Origin of the sequence: Reyranella sp., from assembly GCF_965249915.1 — a bacterium.
GTDB lineage: Bacteria > Pseudomonadota > Alphaproteobacteria > Reyranellales > Reyranellaceae > Reyranella.
On record NZ_OZ252257.1, the window covers coordinates 782,340 to 803,241 of the forward strand.

22 protein-coding genes are annotated in these 20,902 nt (G+C 67.5%); 17 read left to right on the forward strand and 5 right to left on the reverse strand.

Annotated elements, in window-relative coordinates; all coding sequences use genetic code 11:
* The first annotated feature begins 61 nt into the window (after positions 1–61).
* Entirely contained in the window at positions 62–1,891 is a 1,830-nt protein-coding gene (locus ACP15H_RS03810; protein ID WP_425064892.1) for a protein kinase domain-containing protein, read from the forward strand.
* Positions 1,892–1,948: 57 nt separating this feature from the next.
* Here the strand turns inward: ACP15H_RS03810 and ACP15H_RS03815 are convergent, their stop codons facing one another.
* On the reverse strand, positions 1,949–2,542 hold the full coding sequence (locus ACP15H_RS03815; protein ID WP_425064893.1) for a hypothetical protein: 594 nt from the start codon (positions 2,540–2,542) through the stop codon (positions 1,949–1,951).
* 106 nt (positions 2,543–2,648) lie between these two features.
* Here ACP15H_RS03815 and ACP15H_RS03820 point away from each other — a divergent pair, with 106 nt between their 5' ends.
* Positions 2,649–3,572, forward strand: coding sequence for an SAM-dependent methyltransferase (locus tag ACP15H_RS03820; RefSeq protein WP_425064894.1), 924 nt, complete (start codon positions 2,649–2,651; stop codon positions 3,570–3,572).
* Between the two features lie 7 nt (positions 3,573–3,579).
* On the opposite strand, the gene ACP15H_RS03825 is transcribed toward ACP15H_RS03820, so the two are convergent.
* Positions 3,580–4,494, reverse strand: a complete 915-nt coding sequence (locus ACP15H_RS03825) for a LysR substrate-binding domain-containing protein (RefSeq protein WP_425064895.1) — start codon at positions 4,492–4,494, stop codon at positions 3,580–3,582.
* 105 nt (positions 4,495–4,599) lie between these two features.
* On the opposite strand from ACP15H_RS03825, the gene ACP15H_RS03830 reads away from it, so the two are divergent.
* The 9 genes from ACP15H_RS03830 to ACP15H_RS03870 are packed head-to-tail and all read left to right on the forward strand — an operon-like array spanning position 4,600 to position 12,788.
* Positions 4,600–5,637 (forward strand): ABC transporter substrate-binding protein, encoded by a 1,038-nt coding sequence (locus ACP15H_RS03830; RefSeq protein ID WP_425064896.1) that lies wholly within the window; start codon positions 4,600–4,602, stop codon positions 5,635–5,637.
* Between the two features lie 17 nt (positions 5,638–5,654).
* Complete coding sequence (locus ACP15H_RS03835; protein WP_425064897.1) at positions 5,655–6,281, forward strand: histidine phosphatase family protein; 627 nt, start codon at positions 5,655–5,657, stop codon at positions 6,279–6,281.
* Positions 6,282–7,208, forward strand: coding sequence for an ABC transporter ATP-binding protein (locus ACP15H_RS03840; RefSeq protein WP_425064898.1), 927 nt, complete (start codon positions 6,282–6,284; stop codon positions 7,206–7,208).
* Complete coding sequence (locus ACP15H_RS03845) at positions 7,205–8,056, forward strand: ABC transporter permease (RefSeq protein ID WP_425064899.1); 852 nt, start codon at positions 7,205–7,207, stop codon at positions 8,054–8,056. The genes ACP15H_RS03840 and ACP15H_RS03845 overlap by 4 nt, the downstream gene beginning before the upstream one ends.
* Positions 8,053–8,862, forward strand: coding sequence for an ABC transporter permease (locus ACP15H_RS03850; RefSeq protein ID WP_425064900.1), 810 nt, complete (start codon positions 8,053–8,055; stop codon positions 8,860–8,862). The genes ACP15H_RS03845 and ACP15H_RS03850 overlap by 4 nt, the downstream gene beginning before the upstream one ends.
* A complete protein-coding gene (locus ACP15H_RS03855) occupies positions 8,852–9,991 on the forward strand; it encodes an NAD(P)/FAD-dependent oxidoreductase (protein WP_425064901.1) in 1,140 nt (379 codons plus the stop codon). Before ACP15H_RS03850 ends, ACP15H_RS03855 begins: the two co-directional genes overlap by 11 nt.
* The gene (locus tag ACP15H_RS03860) at positions 9,972–10,265 is read left to right on the forward strand and encodes a (2Fe-2S)-binding protein (RefSeq protein ID WP_425064902.1); all 294 of its coding nucleotides are present in this window, start codon (positions 9,972–9,974) and stop codon (positions 10,263–10,265) included. Before ACP15H_RS03855 ends, ACP15H_RS03860 begins: the two co-directional genes overlap by 20 nt.
* On the forward strand, positions 10,265–11,671 hold the full coding sequence (locus ACP15H_RS03865) for an NAD(P)/FAD-dependent oxidoreductase (RefSeq protein WP_425069858.1): 1,407 nt from the start codon (positions 10,265–10,267) through the stop codon (positions 11,669–11,671). The genes ACP15H_RS03860 and ACP15H_RS03865 overlap by 1 nt, the downstream gene beginning before the upstream one ends.
* A 1-nt stretch (position 11,672) precedes the next feature.
* Entirely contained in the window at positions 11,673–12,788 is a 1,116-nt protein-coding gene (locus ACP15H_RS03870) for an NAD(P)/FAD-dependent oxidoreductase (protein ID WP_425064903.1), read from the forward strand.
* 115 nt (positions 12,789–12,903) lie between these two features.
* On the opposite strand, the gene ACP15H_RS03875 is transcribed toward ACP15H_RS03870, so the two are convergent.
* Complete coding sequence (locus ACP15H_RS03875) at positions 12,904–13,839, reverse strand: glutathione S-transferase family protein (protein ID WP_425064904.1); 936 nt, start codon at positions 13,837–13,839, stop codon at positions 12,904–12,906.
* Positions 13,836–14,633, reverse strand: coding sequence for a phytanoyl-CoA dioxygenase family protein (locus ACP15H_RS03880; protein WP_425064905.1), 798 nt, complete (start codon positions 14,631–14,633; stop codon positions 13,836–13,838). The genes ACP15H_RS03875 and ACP15H_RS03880 overlap by 4 nt, the downstream gene beginning before the upstream one ends.
* Positions 14,634–14,820: 187 nt before the next feature.
* Between ACP15H_RS03880 and ACP15H_RS03885 the strand changes: the two genes are divergently transcribed.
* Both ACP15H_RS03885 and ACP15H_RS03890 read left to right on the forward strand, forming a co-directional pair.
* Complete coding sequence (locus tag ACP15H_RS03885) at positions 14,821–15,990, forward strand: alpha-hydroxy acid oxidase (protein WP_425064906.1); 1,170 nt, start codon at positions 14,821–14,823, stop codon at positions 15,988–15,990.
* Positions 15,991–16,076: 86 nt separating this feature from the next.
* Positions 16,077–16,871, forward strand: coding sequence for a ZIP family metal transporter (locus ACP15H_RS03890; RefSeq protein WP_425064907.1), 795 nt, complete (start codon positions 16,077–16,079; stop codon positions 16,869–16,871).
* A gap of 27 nt (positions 16,872–16,898) precedes the next feature.
* Here ACP15H_RS03890 and ACP15H_RS03895 read toward each other — a convergent pair whose 3' ends face one another.
* On the reverse strand, positions 16,899–17,816 hold the full coding sequence (locus tag ACP15H_RS03895) for a LysR family transcriptional regulator (RefSeq protein ID WP_425064908.1): 918 nt from the start codon (positions 17,814–17,816) through the stop codon (positions 16,899–16,901).
* Positions 17,817–18,000: 184 nt separating this feature from the next.
* On the opposite strand from ACP15H_RS03895, the gene ACP15H_RS03900 reads away from it, so the two are divergent.
* From ACP15H_RS03900 to ACP15H_RS03915, 4 genes are read left to right on the forward strand one after another with little or no spacing between them, the layout of a single operon-like run.
* Positions 18,001–18,792: a transporter substrate-binding domain-containing protein gene (locus tag ACP15H_RS03900; RefSeq protein ID WP_425064909.1), complete on the forward strand. Its 792-nt coding sequence runs from the start codon at positions 18,001–18,003 to the stop codon at positions 18,790–18,792.
* Positions 18,793–18,834: 42 nt separating this feature from the next.
* Positions 18,835–19,485 carry an amino acid ABC transporter permease gene (locus ACP15H_RS03905; protein WP_425064910.1) on the forward strand — a complete coding sequence of 217 codons (651 nt, stop codon included), beginning with the start codon at positions 18,835–18,837 and terminating at the stop codon, positions 19,483–19,485.
* Entirely contained in the window at positions 19,482–20,114 is a 633-nt protein-coding gene (locus ACP15H_RS03910) for an amino acid ABC transporter permease (protein WP_425064911.1), read from the forward strand. Before ACP15H_RS03905 ends, ACP15H_RS03910 begins: the two co-directional genes overlap by 4 nt.
* Positions 20,107–20,901, forward strand: coding sequence for an amino acid ABC transporter ATP-binding protein (locus ACP15H_RS03915; protein ID WP_425064912.1), 795 nt, complete (start codon positions 20,107–20,109; stop codon positions 20,899–20,901). The genes ACP15H_RS03910 and ACP15H_RS03915 overlap by 8 nt, the downstream gene beginning before the upstream one ends.
* The last annotated feature ends 1 nt before the right edge of the window (position 20,902 follow it).

Consider the following 20,902-nt stretch of genomic DNA (forward strand, 5'->3'; position numbering starts at 1 on the left):
CCTGGCGCTCCCACGGGAACGCTCGTCTTTCCAACACGTTGCTTTGCGGGGCAGGAGTGACATGCATATCAAGGACGACCCGGGCGACAGGCCCGCCGAACCCGTCGGTCCGGCGGCGGCGGATGCTGTCGTCGACTATGTCGCGCTGGCCCCGGGGCGAGTGGTGGGCCGCTATGAGGTTCTGGAAGTGCTGGGCCAGGGCGGCTTCGGCATCACGTACCGTGTGCGCGACACCCAGCTCGATCGCGAAGTCGCCCTGAAGGAGTACCTGCCGCCGGCGCTCGCCATTCGCCAGGACGGCGCCTCGGTCCTGCCGCGCTCCACCGAAGTGGCGGAAGACTTCTCGTGGGGACGCGAGCGCTTCGTGGCCGAAGGCCGCACCCTCGCCAGCCTTCATGACGCGCCGGCCATCGTGAAGGTGTTCGACTTCGTCGAGACCAACGGCACCTCCTACATGGTGATGGAGCTGGTGCGGGGCGGCACGCTGGAGGAACGGGTCAAGACGACGGGGCCACTGTCACCGCAGGAAGTCGAGACGTTCCTGCCGCCGCTGCTCGAGGGACTGCAGAAAGTCCACGAAACAGGATTCCTGCATCGTGACATCAAGCCCGGCAACATCCTGCTGAGCGAGGCCGGCATTCCGACCTTGATCGATTTCGGCGCGGCGCGACTGGCCATTGCGGGCCGGTCCTCGACCATGACGGCGATCTTCACGCCCGGTTATGCGGCGCCCGAGCAGTTCACCACGGGCAAGCAGGGGCCGTGGACGGACATCTACGGCCTGTCGGCGACACTGCACCACGCCATCACCGGCAAGGCGCCGCCCAGCGCCTTCGATCGCCTGCTCGAGGACACCTACCAGCCCCTCAGAGGGCTGCAGCTCGACGGCTTCTCGCCGACGCTGCTTTCGGGAATCGATGCGGGACTGGCCGTGCGCTACGACGAGCGGCCGCAGACGATCGCCGCTTGGCGCGCCCTGCTGGGCGGGCCGATGGTCGATGCCAACGCCACGCAGATCATGCCCAGGTCGGCCGCGCCGCCCACGCCTCCGACCCCACCGACGCCGCCTACGCCTCCGACCCCGCCCTCCGCGCCCTCGGCGCTCGCCATCGGTCCCCGACGGCGGTCTCCCTGGAAGCCCGCCGCAATCGGCGTCGTTGTTTTGTTGGCTCTGGGCGTTGGCTACTACGCGCTGACGCCGCGGCTGCAGCCGCAGTTGGCGACGACCGAGGCGGTCCCCGCGGCGCCGCCTCCGACGGCATCGCCCGAGGCCGACCCGGCGGTCGTGGCGCGCGACGGGGAGGAAGCGCTCCAACTCCTGCCCGCCGATCGCCAGCGAATCCAGGGGGTGCTCACGTCGCTGGGCTACGATACGCGCGGCTCGGACGGGACTTTCGGTCAACGCTCGCGCGAGATGATCGCGGCCTGGCAGAAGGCCAAGGGGCATCCGGCGACCGGCTTTCTCACTGCGGCGCAGGTGCCGGCGCTGCTGCGCGATGCGCCCCCGATGCCGGGCGCACGGTCGTCTGCGTCGCAGGCGGCAGCATCACCGACCGCGAAGCCCAGCAGCGGTGCCCATGACGGAGTCTACGGGGGCGGGCTGTCGAGCAGCGGCTTCGCCGGAACGTCGGGAGTCGTGACGGTTGAGTTGAGTATTGCCGGGGGCCAGCTCATCGGCCGGGTCACCCAGCCGGGCTGCGGCACCTCGGCCCTCTCGCTCACCTTGTCGTCGAATGGCGATATTTCCGGCAGTGGCCGGATCTACGAGAACCGGGACTGTTCGATGGCCGGTTTCACCGCGACCGGCAAGGTGGCAGGGGACCAATTGACGATCGAACTGCGCACCCCGGGTGGGGCGATGCGGGGAAGCCTCGGCCGGCGCGGCGGCTGAAGCCGCGCGGGAGGCGGCGCTGGCCCGGTTCTGCCAGCACCGCCACCTTTGGGGGCGCTACTTTTTCGGCGTGATCGCGACGACCAGGACCTGCGTGTCGATCGCGGTCAGCTTGTCGCCGGTCTTGACGCGCGGCAGCTGGGCGCGGCCTTCGGGCGACACGACGTTGTAGGTCCGGACCTCGCCGCCGTTCGGATTGACGAGCGAGATCGTGTTGGCGGTCGTGTTGACTCCCGTGACCCACCAGTTGGCGACGGTCTGGTCGGCCATGACGCCGGCGGCGCGGGTGCCCGTCGTGGCGGCGGCGGTGACGCCGACATCGCGGCCGCCCGGAGTCGCCGTGTTCGGGCCGGACAGGACGAAGCTCAGCTTCTCCTCGAACGCCACGGAGACCTGGTCTCCGACCTTGCTGGTGTCCATCTTGACGCCGGGGCCGACGCTGGAGGTCAGCGAGCGACCGGCCGGACCGGTGAAGGTCACGGTGCGCTTGGCCGGATCGATGGCGCTGATGGTCGCGTCGATCGAATAGTTGATGACCGTTGAAATTCCGACGATCGGCTGACCCTGCGCATAGGCCGCGCCGCTGGTCGCGCCCGTGGCGGCGATCGATCCAGCGAGCAGTGCGGCGATCAGGAACCGTTTGGTAAACATGACTCTCTCCCTCCGTTGTCGAATAACGCTAGCATGAGGTTTGACGGATTTTCCATGGCCGGGCTGTTACATTGATATTGAATATGTTCAATCTTCGAGAGTTCGCGTGATCACGGCCTATCTCGCTGCCGATGGTCTCCAAAGCCAGTTGCGCGATGAACTGGCGCGCGGTGGTGTGGAGATCCAGGCTGAGCACGGCCGCCTTTTTCTGTCCGAGGCGCCGCCGCTGCGCTCAGCGTGGTCGGCAAACATCTGGCGCGACTGCGTCGAGCTGCCGGTCGCCTCGATCGGCACGGCGGCGAAGTCGCTGCGGGACATCCAGCGCAACTGGGCGATGTACGCACCGCTGCATCATCGCCGCGCCGCGCTCATCCAGGAAAAGCTGCCGCACGTCTCGGCCAAGCCGGTGGTCTTTCCCGCCGCCGCGCCGACGGCGCCGCTGGGTTCGTGGACCCTGCTCGCGCCCGATCGCCTGCTGGCGGCTGCGTCCTGCAGCTCACCCTTTGCCAACGGCGAGGTCGAGCTGGTCGAGGACAAGGTCGGTCCCCCCAGCCGCGCCTACCTGAAACTCTGGGAAGCTCTGGTGCGCCTGCGCCGCTGGCCACAGCCGGGCGAACGCTGTCTCGATCTCGGCGCCTGTCCGGGCGGCTGGACCTGGGTGCTGGCGCGGCTGGGCGCCAGCGTCGTCGCCGTCGACAAGGCGCCGCTCGATCCCAAGGTCGCGGCGATGCCGGGCGTGGAATGGCGCGGCGAGAGCGCGTTCGGACTGGATCCCGTCAGTGTCGGCCCCGTCGACTGGCTGTTCTCCGACGTGATCTGCTACCCGGCACGGCTGTTGCGGCTGGTCGAGCGCTGGCGGGCGACCGGGCTGGTCCGCAACTTCGTCTGCACGATCAAGTTCCAGGGCGAAACCGATCACGAGACCGCCCAGGCCTTCGCTTCCCTCCCGGGCGCGACCGTCCTGCACCTCCACAACAACAAGCACGAACTCACGTTCCTGCTGCCCTTCCCGCAGGCCAGCGTCGATTGAACTTGGGCTAGCGCCGGGGCAGGGAGCGCAGGAAGGCGGTGATGTGCGCGCGGAAGCTGTCGATGAAGTCGCGCGCCACCGGGGGCAGCGTGCCCTGCGCGGCATAGAGGGCCGCGAACTCGAAGTGGATGCGCGGCTCGAAGGGCCGCACGACGATGCCGCGGGTCGCGTACTCGGTCGCGGTAAAGGGATCGCACAGTGTGACGCCTGCCCCGGAGCCGGCGAGCGAGCAGGCGATTTCCGATAGCGGCGTCTCGATGCGCATGACGCGTCTCACGCCGTGGTCGGCGAACACGCGGTCGATGCGGAAGCGCGATAGCGAGGAGTGCCCCAGCGATATGAAGCTCTCGCCCTCGAAGTCAGCCGGCCGCAGCCGCTTCTTGCGCGCGAGCGGATGGTCCTGCGGCAGCACCGCCATATAGGGGGCGGGCGGCATGCGCTCGAGCCGTACGGCCGTGTGTTCGATCGAGCCTTCGGCGAAGCCCAGATCGCTCTGGCCCTGGGCCACGGAGGTGACGACGGCGTGCGAGACGAGGCCTGACAGAACGAGATCGAGCTTGGGCCGCTCGACCAGGTAGCTTCCTGCGAACCGCGGCAGAAAACCGTTGGCCAGCGCGGGTAATGCGGCGATCCGCAGGAAGCCGGCGCGCCGGGTGCGCAGCTCGGCGGCCATCTGGGAGATGCGTTCGAGGCCGACGAAAGCCCGCTCCACCTCGGCGTAGAGGGACAGCGCCTCGCTGGTCGGCACGAGTCCCGTGCCGCGGCGCTCGAAGAGGGTGAGTCCGAGCTGTTGCTGGAGGTCGCGGATCATCCGGCTGACGGCAGGCTGGGTGACATTGATCAGGTTGGCGGCCATGCCGACGCCGCCCGTGAGCACCACGGCACGGAAGGCCTCGATCTGGCGGGGGTTCAGGCTGCGCATCGCCTTTCATAACATTTCAGTATGGAGCTTGGCGCAAGATTGGATTTGACGCCGTGCAGCGCGATATAAAAACTGATGGCGGGGAACTCACGAACGGAGGGGGCAATGACCCGTTTGGCAGGCTTCGGCGCAATCGCGGCACTGGCTTTGTTGGCGGGTTCGCTCCCCGCAGAGGCGCAACAGAAGACGCTCACCGTCGCGGCCTATGGCGGCGTCTGGGACAGTCACCTGCGCAAGGAGGTCTTTCCCGAGTTCGAGAAGAAGCACGGCGTGAAGGTCGAGTATGTCGCCGGCAACTCGACCGACACGCTGGCCAAGCTCCAGGCCCAGAAGGGCAACCAGGTGATCGACGTCGCCATCATGGACGACGGCGTCATGTACCAGGCCATCCAGCTCGGTTTCTGCGCGCCCATTCAGGGCCTCGACAAGAGCGAGCTCTATCCCGCGGCCCTGTTCAAGGACGACAAGGCGGTCGCGGTCGGGCAGACCGGCACCGGCTTCATGATCAACACCAAGGTCTTCAAGGAAAAGGGCTGGCCGATCCCGACTTCGTGGAACGACCTCAAGGATCCGAAATTCAAGAAGCAGCTGGTGATTCCGCCGATCAACAACACCTACGGCCTCTACACGCTGATGATGTTCGCCCGCATGAACGGCGGCGGCGAGAAGAACATCGAACCCGGCTTCAAGGTGATGAAGGCCGACATCAATCCCAACGTGCTGGTCTATGAGCCCTCGCCGGGGAAGATGACCGAACTCTTCCAGTCGGGACAGGCCAACATCGCCGTCTGGGGCACTGGCCGCGTGCAGGCCTTCGCCAACACCGGCTTCCCGGTCGACTTCATCTATCCCAAGGAAGGCTCGCCCATCCTGCTCGCCTCGGCCTGTCCGGTCGCCAAGGCCTCGGTCAATCCGCTGGCCCACGAGATGATCAAGTTGCTGGTGTCGGCCCCGGTCCAGACCGGCATGGCCAAGGAAATGGGCAACGGCCCCGTTAACACCAAGGTCGACGTCAACATGCCGGAGCTCAAGATGGCACCGGTCGGCGAGCGCGCGAAGCTGATCATTGCGCCCGACTGGGACGCCATCAACGCCTCGCGCGACGACTGGACCAAGCGCTGGAACCGCGAGGTCGAGCGCTGAGCGTCCGGGAGCCGAACGTGCATCATCCCGTCTATGTGTTTCGCCATGGCGAGACCGTCTGGAACGCCGAGAAGCGGGCGCAGGGTTTTCTGGATTCGCCGTTGACCGAGACGGGGCGGGCGCAGGCGCGCGCCATGGGGCGCGCGCTGGCCCACGAGTTGAGGCAGGCCGGTCACGCACCCGCGGACGTCGTGGTTCGGGCGAGCCCGCTCGGCCGCGTGCGTCAGACCCTGGCGCTCGCCGCAGAAGAGGCCGGCCTGACACATCACGAAGGGTCGTTCGACGATCGCCTGCGCGAAATGAGTTGGGGAGAGTGGGACGGTCTTACCGGCCCGGAAATAGAGGCGCGCTGGCCGGGCGCGATGGCGGCGCGGCGGCTCGATCGCTGGACCTACGAGCCGCCGGGCGGCGAGAACTACATCGCGGCGTCGGCGCGCGCCCGGGCGGCGCTCGACGATATCGCAGCGCTGGCGATCGAACGTCCGGTCGCCGTGTTCGCCCATGGCGGCATCGGGCGAGTGCTGCGCGGCCTCTTTCTGCGCGTGCCCGAGGCCGAGATACTCGACATGGACCAGCCGCAGGACGCCTTCTACCGGCTGCACCGCGACACTGCGGCCCGCATCGTCTCGCACGGTGGGGATTGAATGGCATTTCTCGAACTCGAGAAGCTCACCAAGTCGTTCGGCACGCACAACGCCGTCGACGGACTGACCCTGGGCGTCGAGAAGGGCGAGTTCGTGGCGCTGCTCGGTCCCTCGGGCTGCGGCAAGACCACGACCTTGCAGATGATCGCGGGCTTCGTCGAGCCGACCTCCGGGTCGATCCGGCTGGCCGGCAAGGATCTGCTGGCGATCAAGCCGGCGAAGCGGGGCCTCGGCATCGTCTTCCAGAGCTATGCGCTGTTTCCCCATATGACCGTGGCGGAGAATGTCGGCTTCGGCCTGGAGATGCAGGGTGTCGCCGCGGCCGAGCGGAAGACGCGGGTGGCAGAGACCCTGGAACTGGTCGGGCTCGGGGCCTTCGCGACGCGCTTTCCGCGCCAGATGTCGGGCGGGCAGCAGCAGCGGGTGGCCTTGGCGCGGGCGCTGGTGATCCGCCCGCAGGTCCTGCTGCTCGACGAGCCGCTCTCCAACCTGGACGCCAAGCTGCGCGAAGGCATGCAGATCGAGTTGCGCCAGATCCAGCGCACGGTCGGGACGACAACTATCCTCGTGACGCACGACCAAGCCGAGGCGATGGCGCTGTCGGACCGTATCGTGGTGATGAACCAGGGCAGGGCCGAGCAGATCGGCCCGCCGCACGAGGCCTATGAGCGGCCGGCCACGCCCTTCGTCGCCAATTTCCTCGGCAAGACCAATCTGGTGGGGGGCGCCAGCGTGCGGCCCGAGCGCATCTCCTTCGCCGCCTCCGGCCTCGCCGGCACGGTGCGCACGCGCATCTTCCAGGGCAATCACTGGCTCTACCAGGTCGATACCGCGTCCGGCCTCGTCACGGTGATCCGCCAGAACAGCGGCGAGGCGATGCCGGGGGAGGGCGACGCCGTGCAGCTCGCCTGGGAGGGCCGCGCGTGAAGGCGGCGCCCTATCTCCTCTGCCTGCCGGCGCTGGTCCTGTTCGCCGGCGTGGTGGTCGTACCGCTCGCCATGACGGTGCTGCTCTCGTTCCACGACTGGGGCCAGTACAAGGGCATCGAGCCGGTCTTCATCCTGAAGAACTGGCAGGAAGTGCTGAGCGATTCGTACTTCCACGAAATGTTTGCGCGGACCTTCCGCATCGCCTTCTTCGTGACCCTGCTGGCGGCGGTGTTCGGCGCGCCGGAGGCCTATATCCTGAACCGCATGCGCAGCCCGTGGCGCGGCATCTTCCTGCTGGTGATCCTGGGCCCCCTGCTGATCTCGGTGGTCGCGCGCACCTTGGGCTGGGCGCTGCTGTTCGGCGGCAATTCCGGGCTCGTGAACAAGGCGCTCATGGGCATCGGGCTGATCTCGGCGCCGCTGCCCTTCATGTTCACCGAGACCGGCATCGTGATCGCGCTGGCGCACGTGCTGATGCCCTACATGGTGCTGGCCGTCTGGGCCTCATTGCAACGGCTCGACCCGCAGATCGAGAACGCGGCGGTGGCGCTGGGGGCCGGGCCCTTCACCGTGCTGCGCCGCATCGTGCTGCCGCAGGTGATGCCGGGCATCCTGTCGGGCGCGGTGATCGTCTTTGCGCTGGCCGCCAGCGCCTTTGCGACGCCCGCCATCATCGGCGGCCGTCGGCTCAAGGTCGCCTCGACCCTGGCCTACGACGAGTTCCTGAACACGCTCAACTGGCCGCTTGGTGCGGCCGTGGCGGTGCTGCTGCTGCTGGCGCTGATCGCCATCGTCTGGGGTGCCAACCGGCTGGTCGAGCGCCGCTACGCGCAGGTCTTCGCATGAGCCGAAACGGGCCGTTGGCGCTGGCCTATCACGCGCTGTTCGTGGCCTTCATGCTGGCGCCCATCCTGGTCGTCTGCTTCGTCGCCTTCACGCCCGAAGGCTATCTGTCGTTCCCGACCGACCGCTGGTCGCTGCGCTGGTTCTACGCCATCGCGCAGTATCCGGAATTCATCTCGGCTTTCTGGCGCAGCCTGTGGCTGGGCGCGATCTCCTCGGCGATCGCCGTCGGCATCTCGGTGCCCGCAGCGTTGGCCATCGCGCGCTATCGCTTTCGCGGCCGCGAGGCGATGACGGCGCTGTTCATGTCGCCGCTGATGATCCCGCATCTGGTATTGGGCATCGCCTTCCTGCGCTTCTTCACCCAGATCGGGCTGGGGGGCACCTTCGTGGGCCTCGTGCTGTCGCACATCGTGGTCGTGCTGCCTTTCGCGCTCAGGCTGACGCTCGCCTCGGCGGTCGGCCTCGACCGTTCGATCGAGCATGCCGCCGTGTCGCTCGGCGCCTCGGAAAGCGTGGTCCTGCGGCGTATAACCCTGCCGCTGGTATTGCCCGGACTGGTCAGCGGCTGGGCGCTGGCTTTCATCAATTCGTTCGACGAGGTGACGATGACGGTGTTCATCGCGGCGCCGGGCACGGAAACGCTGCCGGTCCGCATGTTTCTCTACATCCAGGACAATATCGATCCGCTGGTGACCTCGGTATCGGCCTGCGTGATCGCCATCACCGTCCTGGCGCTGCTGGTGCTCGATCGCGCTTTCGGGCTGGAGCGCCTGCTGATTGGAAGGAGCGCCGGGCATGGCCGCTGAAGCAAGGGCCGGTGATGAATTCGACGTCGCGGTGGTGGGCGGCGGCCTGGTCGGTGTCGCGACCGCCTGGGGCCTGTCGCGCGAGGGTTGCCGGGTCGTCATCCTCGACGAGGGCGACCGCGCCGTCCGGGCGAGCCGCGGAAATTTCGCGCTGGTCTGGGTCCAGAGCAAGGGGCTGGGCCTCGCGCCCTATGCCGGGTGGACGATCCGTTCCTCCAATGCCTGGCGCGGCTTCTCCGATCTCCTGAAGCAGGAGACCGGCCTCGACGTCTCGTTCCAGAGGCCCGGCGGCTTCCATCTCTGCCTCTCGGAGAAGGAGCTGGAGGCGCGCGCCAACGTGCTGAAGCGCCTGCACAACCAGCCCGGTATTGTCGACTACAAGACCGAGATCCTGACCCATGATCAGGTCAAGGCGATGCTGCCCGACATCGGGCCCGAGGTCGTGGGCGGCAGCTTCTGTCCGCTCGACGGCCACGTGAACTCGCTGCGCCTGTTCCGCACGCTGCATACGGCGCTCAATGCGCGGGGCGTCACCTACCTGCCGGGTCACAGGGTCGACAACATCGTCCGCGAGGGCGGGGAGTTCCGGCTCACGACGACGCAGGGCGAGGTTCGTGCTGCCAAGGTGGCGCTGGCGGCGGGAAACGCCAACATGCGCCTCGCGCCGATGGTCGGCCTCGACTCTCCGATGAAGCCGGAGCGCGGCCAGATCGTCGTCACTGAACGGCTGCGGCCCTTCCTCAACCATCCTGTCGTCACCCTGCGCCAGACCGACGAGGGCACGGTGATGATCGGCGATTCCAAGGAAGAGAGCGTCGACCCGAGCGGTCTCACCATCGGCGTCAGCGCCACCGAGGCCGAGCGCGCCGTGCGCCAGTTCCCGCTGCTGGCCAACGTCAATGTCGTGCGCACCTGGAGCGCCATCCGCGTCATGACGAAGGACGGCTTCCCCATCTACGACCAGTCGCAGACCCATCCGGGCGCCTTCACCGTCTGCTGCCATTCCGGCGTGACCCTGGCCGCCAACCATGCGCTCACCATCGCGCCGATGATCGCCCGCGGTGCGCTCGACGCCTCGCTCGTCGCCCCTTTCAGTGCCCGGAGGTTCCATGTTCAAGCGGCTGGCTGAGAAGGGCCCCGCCATCGCGATCAGCGTCGACGGCAAGAAGGTGACCGCCCGCGCAGGAGACACCGTCGCGGCGGCGCTGTTGGCCGCCGGCATCGATCATTGCCGCACCACGCCCGTGACCGGTGCGCCGCGCGCGCCCTACTGCCTGATGGGCGTCTGCTTCGACTGCCTCGTCACGATCGACGGCGTCGGCAGCCGCCAGGGCTGCCTGATACCCGTGCGCGAGGGCATGAAAGTCGAGACCCAGCTGGGCCGCCGGGAGGCCGGACGATGATTGCGGCGGCAGACCTCGCATCCTCCTACGAGCTCGTCGTCATCGGCGGTGGGCCGGCCGGTCTCGCGGCGGCAGCGCTGGCCGCGCGGGCCGGCGTGTCGACGGTGCTGTTCGACGAGAATCCCGGTGTCGGCGGCCAGATCTATCGCGCCATCACCTCGACGCCGGTCAAGGACCGCGCGATCCTCGGCGAGGACTATTGGGACGGTGCCGTGCTGGCCGACGAAGCGAAGGCCAGCGGGGCGCTGATCGTCAATGGCGCCACGGTGTGGAGCCTCGACCGGCAGCGGCTGGTCGGCGTCTCGATCGGCGGCAAGGCGCGCGTGATCGAGGCCAGGAGGGTCATCATCGCCACCGGCTCACAGGAGCGGCCGTTCCCGATTCCCGGCTGGACCCTGCCGGGCGTCATGACAGCCGGGGCCGCCCAGACCGCGCTGAAGGCACAGGGCCTCGTCGTCGGCGGGCGCACGGTGCTGGCGGGCGGCGGCCCGCTGCTGTGGCTGCTGGCGGCGCAGACGCTGCGGGCCGGGGGCACGATCGACGCGATCCTCGACACCACGCCGCGACGCAACTGGCTGCAGGCGATGTTCCACCTGCCCGACTTCGCGCTGTCGCCATACTTCGCCAAGGGGCTGGCCTTGTTGCGCGAGGTTCGGGCGAAGGTGCCGGTGCATCGCGTCGATACGATCGAAGCCGTCGGCACTGACCGGCTGCGCGAGGTCGTCTTCTCCGGTCCCGGAGGGACGCGGCGCCTGCCAACCGACCTGCTCCTGCTGCACCAGGGCGTCGTGCCCAACGTCAATCTCGCCAATGCGGCGGGCGTTGCGCATGTCTGGAACGATCGCCAGCTCTGCTTCGTGCCGGTGCTCGACGCCGATTTCGGCAGCTCGGTGTCCGGCATCGCGGTTGCGGGCGACGGGGCGGGCATCGCGGGCGGCACCGCCGCCGCCGAGCGCGGCCGCATCGCCGCCATAGCCGCGGTGCGCGCATTGCGACCCGACGCGACGCTGCCGGACACGCAGGGCATCCGCCAGCGCCTGCAGCGCGAGGAGATGGGGCGCGCCTTCCTCGACTGGCTGAACCGGCCCGCCGAAGCGTTCCGCATGCCCGACGGCGACACGATCGCCTGTCGCTGCGAGGAGGTGACGGCCCGGCAGGTCCGTGAGACGGCCCGGATGGGCTGCGAAGGCCCCAACCAGATGAAGGCCTTCCTCCGCTGCGGCATGGGTCCGTGCCAGGGCAGACTGTGCGGCCTCACCGTTACCGAGCTGATCGCGGCCGAGCGCGAGGCGACCCCCGACGAGGTCGGCTACTACCGCCTGCGCCCGCCGGTGAAGCCGATCACCCTGGCCGAGCTCGCCTCGCTGCCGATCAGCGAGGCCGAACGCAAGGCGGTGGAGCGCTAGCATGGCGCGCACGGCCGACGTCGTGATCATCGGCGGCGGCATCCACGGCTGCTCGACCGCGCTGCATCTGGCGCTGCGTGGCCTGAAGCCGATCCTGATCGAGAAGGACTATGCCGGTCGACACGCCTCGGGCGTGAATGCCGGCGGCGTGCGGCAGCTCGCGCGCGACGTGCACGAGATCCCGCTGTCGATCTCGTCGATGGACCTCTGGGAGCGCATCGAGGAGCTGGTCGGCGACGACTGCGGATTCGGTGCCCATGGCACGGTGCTGGTGGCCGAGAGCGAGGCCGAACTGGCGGGCTTCCGCGAGCGGGTCGACGATCTCCGCCTGCGCGGCTTCGTGCACGAGGAGCTGATCGATGCCGCCGAGCTGCGGCGCCTCGTGCCGGCCGTGTCCGACCGCTGCCCCGGCGGCGTCGTCTCGCGCCGCGACGGGGCTGCCGATCCGTTCCGCACGACCCAGGCCTTCCGCCGCCGCGCGGTCGAGAAGGGCGCCGAGGTGGTGGAAGGCGTGACCGTCACCGGCCTGTCGCGACGCGGCGCCAACTGGCGCGTGGAAACGACGGACGGGGATTTCGAAGCGCCGAAGATCGTGAACGCCGCCGGCGCCTGGGCGGACCGCATCGCCGCCATGCTGGGCGAACCGGTGCCGCTCGCCGTCGTGGCGCCGATGCTGATGGTGACCAGCCGGCTGCCGGCCTTCATCAAGCCGGTGGTCATCCTGCGCGGCCGCAAGCTCTCCTTCAAACAGCTCGACAACGGCACCGTGGTGATCGGCGGTGGTCATCTCTCGACCCCCTATCGCGACAGCAACGAGACGGTGCTCGACTGGGAGAAGCTCGCGATCAGCGCGCGGACGGTCTGGGAGCTGTTTCCCGCGATGCACGAAGCGACGGTCGTGCGTGCCTGGGCCGGCATCGAGGCCTATATGCCGGATGGCATTCCCGTGGTCGGCCGGAGCTCGACTTCCGAAGGTGTCTTCCACCAGTTCGGCTTCTCGACCCATGGCTTCCAGCTCGGCCCGGGAACGGGCGCGGTGATGGCGGAACTTGTCGCGACCGGCTCGACCAACACGCCGATCGACGGGCTGGGCATCGAGCGGTTCACCGCGAAGTAAGAGCAAGGGGACCTCGCTTACGCTCGGGATGACAATAGTGCCGGTCGTCATGTTGTGCGTCGCCGCACTGCCGTCATCACACCAAAATTGTCATCCCGAGCGCAGCGAGGGACCTTCAGCTCATGGATCGCCAATCATACCCCAGCCGCGGAAAGTGCACCGCGACTTGGCCGACTTCCCCGTTCTCGTGCAGCAGCGCGATCTCGTCGGCGTCGATGAAATGCACCGCGCCCTCGATCCAGTCCTTGGCATTGTCCGAAGCGCGCACGCGGGCGCGCTGGCCGGGCAGGGGATCGCCCTCCTGCGGCTCTGAAGCGCGCGGTGTTGCCGGCGTCGCGGCACGGGCTTCCGCCAGCGCTACGTCGGCGTCGATGTTCGTTCGGTGCCCGTGGCCGATCGCTTCCATGCGGTCGCGCCAGGCGATCAGCCGCGGATAGGCGTTCAGCACCTCGCGGCAGTCGATGTTACGGCCGCGGAAGAACCAGACGGCGTGATAGGTCGCGAAGTCGGCGATGCTGGGCAGATCGCCCAGCAGGTAGGGACGGCCGTCCGCCAGCATGTCGGCGATCCACTTCACCTGCGGCCGCACGAGCTGGAGGTTGCGATACGCGGCCTTGCGCACGGCCTCGATCGACGGGATCGGCAGCCCGTGCAGTTTCGCCCGGTCGGCGTGCAGCCCTTCGGGCATGTGGTCGGCATTGATGCCCGACACGTAGAGCGCCGTCGGTCGCATGAACTGCTGCTCCGCCCACCAGGCGATGGCGTCGGCCGTGCCCGAGCTGTTCGGCGGATAGAAGGTCGGCTGCGGCACGCGCCGCTCCAGCTCGCGGGCGATCAGCTTGGTGTCGCACCAGACGTCGGCGCCGTCCTGCAGCACGGGTGTGCGGCGATAGCCGCCGGTCAGCGGCGTCAGCTTGGGCTTGGGCTCGATCGGCGGAATCTCGACCGCCCGCCAGGCCAGGTCCTTGAAGCCCATCATCAGGCGGGCCTTCTCGGCGAAATTCGAGAAGTCGTACTGGTGGAGGATCAGGGAAGTCGGGAGGGGAGTCACGCCGCCTTCAGGACGCCGTCGTCCGCCTCGAGGGGAAGAGGATTCCAGTTGCGCGACACCACCCAGTCCGGGCGCGGGTTGTCGCCGAGCTGCGGCCTGTTGGCCACCGTGTTGCACGACACGTAGATGTGCCAGCGATCCTCGGCCGAGAGATTGTGGCCCGAGGCGTGCAGCACGTTGCAATGGAACAGCACGCAGGTCCCGGCCCGGCCGGTGACGGCCACGGGCTCGGGCGAGTTCTTCAGAATCTCGATCATGCGCTGCCTGGGCATCGCCCAGAACTTGTAGGAAGTCGATTCGTCGTAGACCGGCTCGATGCGGCCGAGCTTGTGGCTGCCGGGGATCAGGTAGAGGGCGCCGCCCATCTCCGTCGTGTCGGTCATCATCAGGTTGAAGGTCGCCATGTCGGGCCGCCGGCAGCCGTCGCGCATCCAAGAGCCGTAATCCTGGTGCCACTGCCAGACCGTGCCCTCGATGGCGGGCTTGGTGTTGATCTTGGTGTGATAGACGTAGACGCCGTCGTCCTTCAGCACCTGCTGCACCGGGCGCAGCAGGCGCGGCGTGCGGACCAGCGCGTGGAAGGGCTTCGATTGGGTCGCGCCGTCTGTTTCGTGGACGCGAAAGATGGTGCGGACGCCGCCGGTATGCTCGCGCACGACCTCTTCGCTGTCGACACCGGACAGCCGGGCGACCTCGCGGCGGAGCACCGCCACTTCGCTGCGATCGAACAGGTCGGGGAACACGAGGAAACCGTCGCGATCGAATTGCTCGATCTGCTGGTCCGTCAACTCCATGGCGAATCCTCCGTTGCTTTTGGCCAACGCTAACTCAGGGGTCCCTCACTGAGTAGGCCTTTCCTCAAACCGCCTGCCGAGACGGTCGCCCGATCTAGCGGGCCTGATTTGCAGGGCCGCGCGTCAACATTGCTGGCCCGCGGCGTCAAACAACGGCAAAATCGCAGTCACGCGGGAGTGAGAATTCATGAAAGACGTCGTCAACATCGATGATCTGCGCAAGCTTGCCAAGAAGCGGCTGCCCAAGATCGCCTACGATTTCATCGAGGGCGGCACCGACGACGAGGTCGGCCTCGTCACCAACGAACAAGCCTTCCGCAAGGCCCGCATCGTGCCGCGCTATCTCGTCGACGTCTCGGTGCGCGACCAGTCCACAACCCTGTTCGGCCGGACCTATTCCAGCCCGATCGGCATCGCGCCCACGGGCCTCGCCGGCCTGTTCCGGCACGGCGCCGACCTGATGCTGGCCGAGGCGGCGCGAGACGCCAACGTGCCCTTCATCATGTCGGGCTCCAGCACCGGCTCGATCGAGGATCTCGGCAGGCTGGCGCCGGATCATGGCTGGTATCAGCTCTATTCCGCCAAGGACCAGGCCGTATCGGAGGACATGATCAAGCGCTCGGCCGATGCCGGCCTGCGCACGCTGGTCTTCACTGTCGACGTGCCCGAGGGTTCCAACCGGGAGCGCAACACGCGCAATGGCTGGTCGCGGCCGCTCAAGCTCACCTGGAAGACCAAGTTCGAGGCGCTGCTTCACCCGGCCTGGATGATGCAGTGGTTCCGCCACGGCACGCCCTATTTCGACAACTGGGCCAAGTATGCCGGGCCCGACGCCACCGCCGACAAGGTGGCCGATATGGTCGCCTACCAGAATCGCGCGCCGATGACCTGGAAGCACGTCGAGCGTTTCCGCGAGCTGTGGAAGGGCAATTTCGTGCTGAAGGGGATCATGCATCCCGACGATGCGATCCGCGCCCAGTCGATGGGTGTGGACGGTGTCATGGTCTCCAACCATGGCGCCCGGCAGCTCGATCTTGCGCCGTCGCCGCTCGAGGTGCTGCCGGCGATCCGCGACGCGGTCGGCGACAAGATGACGGTGATGTTCGACGGCGGCGTCCGGCGCGGTCTCGACGCCATCATCGCCCTCTGCCTGGGCGCCAAGTTCGTGTTCGTGGGCCGGCCGACGCTCTACGGCGTTACGGCGGGCGGCGTGGCGGGCGCGGCCAAGGCGCTGCAGATTTTCAAGCGCGAGGTCGACATCAGCATGGCCCAGATCGGCGCCACCAAGATCTCGGATCTCGGTCCGCAGTTCATGATGTGGCAAGATGAGGAGGATCTGCGCCGCAACCGGCGCTGATCGGCCTATACCCAAGATCAGTTGCGCTTCGGCGCGAGGTCGCGCTTTCTCGCCAGACCGGGTTTCGTTCTGGTGAGGGAGTGCAGATGCTTTCCGATTTCGCTTTGTCGTCGCCGATCCTGGCCGGTGCCCTCGCCAGCCTGTGCGCGGGCCTTGCGACCGCGATCGGCGCGCTGCCGATCCTGTTCATCCGGAAGCCCTCGGCGCAGGCCCAGGACATCATGCTGGGCTTCGCCGCCGGGGTGATGCTGGCGGCCTCGTTCTTCTCCCTCATCATTCCCGGCATCGACGTGGCCCAGGAGCAGGGGGCGACCAAGCTGGGCGCCGTCACCCTGGTGATCGCCGGCATCCTGCTCGGGGCCGCCAGCCTGTGGCTGGTCCATCGCTACCTGCCGCACGAGCATTTCATCATGGGCCGCCAGGGACCCGACGCGCCGCGCTTCCGGCGCATCTGGCTGTTCGTCATCGCCATCACCCTGCACAACTTCCCCGAGGGGCTGGCCGTCGGCGTGGGCTTCGGCGGCGACGATCTCGGCAAGGCGGTGGCTCTGGCGATCGGCATCGGCTTGCAGAACATGCCGGAAGGGCTGGCCGTCGCCGTCGCGCTGCTGAGCTTGGACTATAGCAAGCGGCAGGCGTTCCTCGTGGCGCTGCTGACAGGGCTGGTCGAGCCGGTCGGTGGCCTGCTGGGCGCCGGCGCCGTCACCGTGGCGCAATCGCTGCTGCCCTGGGGGCTGGCCTACGCCGGCGGCGCCATGATCTTCGTCATCAGCGACGAGATCATCCCCGAAACCCACCGCCGCGGCTTTGAGACCCACGGCACGGTCGGCCTGATGATTGGGCTGGTGGTGATGATGTTCCTCGATGTCATGCTGGGGTGAAACAGCCAATGAGTCTCCGCCGCCGGGTCAGCCCACCGGTTCGGCGAACGGCTCGCGCTTGACCTCGTCGATCAGCGTGTCGATGAAGGCATCGGCGATGGCGCCGCCGTTGGGCGGCCGGGCGCGGCGCAGCAGGCCGACTTCGCGATAGAACGTATCGGCGCCAAATTCGAATTCGCGCACCAGCCCGGCGGACTCGCCCAGCGGCGTGCGCGGGATGATGGCGACGCCGACGCCGCTCGCGACCAGGGTGATCATGGTGTCGAGATAGTCGACCCAGAGCGTGTCGCGAAGCGGCACACCCATGCGCGACAGGAAATCGTCGATCTGCACGCCGGCGCTCCACGACAGGTCGTAGCCCATGAACGTGTGCATCGCCATGGCCTCGCGCCAGGTATCGGCGCGTGTCGTCGCGGGCGCGATCAGCACGAAGGGTTTGCGGAACATCGGGATCCAGCGGATCGTGCGCAGCAAGGGCAGGTTGGGTAGGACGGAGGCCGCCAGGTCGAACTCCTCGCGTTCGACATCGCCCGTCATCGGGCCTTCCCGGCGAATGAGGCGAATCGTGACCGCCGGATGGGCGCGCCGGAAGGCGACGAGCGCGCGCGCCATCAGGCTGTTGTGCACCGAGGTGATCGTGCCCACCCGCAGGCTGCCGCGCAGCTGGTCCGCGCCATGGCCCGTGCGCATGCGGTCGGTGATCTGCAGCGCTTCCTCGGCGAGCGGCCGCAGCGCCTCGCCCGCGGCATTCAGGGTGGCCGATCGGCCAGTGCGGTGGAAGAGCTGCACGCCGGTGAACTCTTCCAGCCGCTGGATGTGATCGCTGACCGCCGACTGCGTCATGCCGAGGCGCTGGGCGGCGGCGGTGAACGTGCCCCAGCGACAAACCGCCAGGAAGGTCTGGAACTCCCGCAGCATCGGCGATTCCCAAATGTAACCGACCATCGCGATTTGCGATGCTCAGCATGGGATTAACGCGCTTTGCCGTCCTGACGCAACGTGTTGAACTCGCTGGTACGGGCTATTTGCTGCGTTGGGGGAGTAAATTATGGGCTTTTGCCGCTCGCTGCTGCAATGGATGCGATTCGACCATCGCACTTCGCTTTGCTTCGCTGCTGTCCTTGGTTTCGTGGCCTTCGCCGCCGGGCTGGGCGCTGCCCAGGCGCAGGAGTCGCGCCTGGAGGCCATCCTGAAGCGCGACAAGCTGATCGTGGCCGTCAGCAACAGCACGATGCCCACGGGCTTCATCGACGACAACGGCACCCATACCGGTTTCGAGATCGAGTTTGCCCGTCTGCTCGCCAAGTCGATCCTGGGCAGTCCCGACAAGATCGAATTCGTCGTCGTGAACGCGGCCGGGCGTTTCCCGGCCGTGTTGTCGGGGCGTGTGGATTTCGGCATCGCGTCGGCCACCATCTACCCCGATCGCGCCGTGCGGCTCGCCTTCACGCGGCCGTACATGGATTCGACCACGTTCGTCGTCGTGCCGAAGGATTCGCCCATCAAGAAGATCGAGGATCTCGACAGCGCCGACGTCGTTTTCGGCGCCACCAACACCGCCGCGATGATCGATCGCGCGAAGCGCTACGCCCCCAAGGCCAAGGCAATGTACTTCGATACTGACAGCGCGGCCTTCCAGGCCTTGAAGAGCCGGCGGGTGGGCGCCGTGCAGGCCGATTCTGCCGCCGCCGAATTTCAGATCGCCCGTTCCAACGGGGCCTGGGTCAAGCTGCCGGGCCAGCTCGGCAGCCTGAACGGCAATGCGCTGTTCATGAAGCCCGGAGATTTCCAGCTCTGGCTCTGCCTCGACACGATCGTCGGCGAATACACGCATGGCTCGCGCTTCGACGAGTACGAAGCGCTGTACCGCAAGTGGTTCGGCGCCGCGCCGCCGCCGGCGCGCTTCTACTCGGCGAAGTGATCCAGTCGGTTCGCTGATCCCGATCGCGCGCGCCCTCGGTCAATGGACACCGCCTTCCTCCTGCGCATTCTCCCGGCCCTGCTGGAGGGGCTGGAGATCACCGTGGCGCTGACGGCCCTCGCGCTGGTCGGCGCGGCGATCGGCGGTCTCGTCGTCGTCGCCGGCCGGCGCAGCCGGTTTGCCGCGGTGCGTGCCGTCACGATCGCCTACATCGACGTGATGCGAAACACGCCGGTCCTGGCGCAGATCTTCATCCTGTACTTCGGCCTGCCCGAGATCGGCCTCTATCCGGAGGCGTTCGCCTGCGGGGTGATCGCGCTGGTGCTGCAGAACAGCGCCTATGCCGGCGAGATCTACCGTGCGGGGATCGAGTCGGTGAAGCGCACGCAAACGGAGGCTGCCCTCTCGCTCGGCATGATGCCGCGTCGGGCGCTCTTCGACATCGTCCTGCCGCAGGCCCTGCGCCGTGTCCTGCCGGTGCTCGGCAACCAGGCCGTGGTGATCCTCAAGGACAGCTCGATCGCCTCGACGATTTCCGTGGCCGAGCTGACGCAGGCCGGCAAGCTGCTGCTCGATCGCAGCGCGGCGCCCTACGAGACCTTCTTCATGATGGCGGCGCTCTATCTGGCGATGGCAGCTATCATCCTGGCCGTGATGAGATTGCTGGCCTGGCGTTTCCCGGTCCGCACATGAAGATGACCGTGCTGACCTACATGGCTTGGGGCGCCGGCGTGACCGTGATGCTGGCTGCAGCCGTCATCCTGCTGAGTTCGGTGCTCGGCATGGGGCTGGCGCTGACCCGGCTTTACGCCTGGCCGCCGCTGCGCGTTCTGGCGGCGGGATATGCGCTGATCACGCGCGGCATTCCGCTGCTGGTGCTTCTGATCGGCTGCTACTTCAGCCTGCCCTATCTTGGCATCACGCTGCCTGTCTATGCCGCGGCCATCGTGGTGATGGGTTTCTATTTTGCCGCCTACATGGGCGAGGTGTTCCGCGGCGCCATCATGGCTGTGCCGCGGACACAGTGGGACGCGGGCCGCAGCGTCGGCTTCCGGAGCCTGCAGAATTTCAGCATCGTCATCCTGCCGCAGGCACGGCGGCTCTGCGTGGCGCCGTTTCTCAACACCTCGCTTTCTGTCGTAAAGAACACGTCCCTGATCAGCGCCATCGGCGGATGGGAACTGTTCTCAACCGGCCGCGAGATCGGCGAGCGCACGGGCGAACTCATGCCGGCCTATCTCGGGGTCGCCGCCGGCTACTACCTGATCTGTTTCCCGCTGGCGCGGCTGGCGAGCTACGTGGAGCGCCGTTCGCATGCCTGAGCCTCTTCCAACGCCGCTCGTCGTCATCGACCGGGTCGGCAAGTCGTTCGGCGCCAACCGGGTGCTGAAGGAGGTGTCGCTCACCGTCGGTAAGGGCGAGGTCGTGACGCTGATCGGGCCGAGCGGCTGCGGCAAGACCACGCTTCTGCGCTGCGTCAACTTTCTCGAGACCTACGACAGCGGCGCGATCAGCATCGACGGCGAAACCGTCGGGATTCGCATCGGCGCCGATGGCAGTCGCAAGGCGCGGCCCGACCGCGAGGTGGCCGCGATGCGCGCGCGCGTCGGCATGGTGTTCCAGAGCTACAATCTCTTTCCGCATCTCACCGTGCTCGACAATCTGACGGCAGCACCGGTGAAGGTGCGCGGCCTGCCGCTCAGGCAGGCGCGTGAGAAGGCGATGGCGCTGCTCGAGCGCGTCGGACTTTCTGAAAAGGCGGCACAGTATCCGGCTGCACTCTCGGGCGGTCAGCAGCAGCGTGTCGCCATCGCGCGCACCCTGGCGATGGAGCCGCACCTCATCCTGCTCGACGAGGTCACCTCGGCGCTCGACCCGGAACTGGTCGGCGAGGTGCTGGACGTCGTGCAATCGCTCGCCGCCGACGGCATGACCATGATGATCGTCACCCACGAGATGCAATTCGCCCGCGAGGTTTCGAGCCGTGTGGCCTTCATGGCGGCAGGCGAGATCGTCGAACTCGCGACGCCTGCCGAACTGTTCGGCGCTCCGAAGACCGACCGCCTGCGCTCCTTCCTCGGCCGCTACCAGGCGGCCCATCGCATTTAGC